This window comes from Alkalibacterium sp. m-11 (genome assembly GCF_054658155.1).
Map to the genome: position 1 here is coordinate 1 of NZ_BAAGIR010000276.1, position 1,090 is coordinate 1,090.

The following is a 1,090-nucleotide window of genomic DNA, read 5'->3' on the forward strand; positions in this document are numbered from 1 at the left end:
GGCGGCATTCAAAGAAATTTTGATTGGAAATCAGTCAAACCAAGAACAAATTGCTGCGTAATTTCTTTGGTGAGGGTTAATCCGATAGGATTGTGAAGCATTTATTAGGGTGCGAAACTTGAGTTATATAGTCGATGCGTTTCCTTCTGGCTTCCGCTTTAACTTCCTCTTCGAAGCTGTTCGGGTCTTTTCCATTAGTCAGCAGTATGGTATAGGCGTTGTATACATTGCCGCTATAGGTAAAGCAGACAATGCCCGTCCCGATCAGTACGAGCATCAGTCCCACACCGACTAAGACTGGAATCAGATTGGTCATAACCCCTAGAAGCATTGGAGTTAATGACAGAATACAAAGCGACACACCTAATACAATACTGATGGCAAGTGATTTCTTATAGGCTTTCTGCTGTTCTTCTAAGTGTTCTCTTAAATCAGGCAATAGAACAAAAGGTTTATGATAAGCTTTCAAGTCAGCTGCCCGCATTCCTTCAAGAATAAAGAGTGCAATACCGGCGACCAGAAATGCCAGTAAGAATACAAGTCCGATCAGAGGTGCCGCCTGAAAGAAGTTCTGCAGTCCCAGTAAGGCAATTAACCCTCCGACCCCTGCAAGTATAGATAATATGCCTAGACCGATTCTCAGGCCAATCGTCCCTTTTGTCTGAAGAAAATAGTCGATGCCTTCTTGCTCCATTGTAGGATATTGCTCCCGTCTTTCTTTAGACAGTCTAGATATGCCCATTTCTTCTAATAGCTCTTCAATATTTCCAAACTCAGCAATGACGACACCGATAGCCTCATGTTCAGAAGCCCCCGCATCAATCAGTTCATTATACTTATCCTCCATATTCGCTAGAATATCTGTCCTTAACTGATTCGTTTCCTCAGTGATCGGTACTGTTTTAAACACTTGATCGACATAATCTTTAATGATTTTCATCTTTTTCCCCTCCAACAACTTGATGTTACTGTCAAATTTTTTTGTTCTTAAAGGTCTATAACCGTTGTTCTATCAAGGAAAAGACAAAAAACACTTGCCCCTCCCTCATTTATCGGTAAAATAGTAGGTATCCGACTACCAAACTATCCC

Annotated in this window: 1 protein-coding gene; it reads right to left on the reverse strand. The window is 41.4% G+C overall.

Annotated features, from left to right (window positions below):
* Positions 1-76: 76 nt before the first annotated feature.
* The gene (locus ACYQ2O_RS12360) at positions 77-940 is read right to left on the reverse strand and encodes a permease prefix domain 1-containing protein (RefSeq protein ID WP_459796715.1); all 864 of its coding nucleotides are present in this window, start codon (positions 938-940) and stop codon (positions 77-79) included.
* Between the last annotated feature and the right edge of the window lie 150 nt (positions 941-1,090).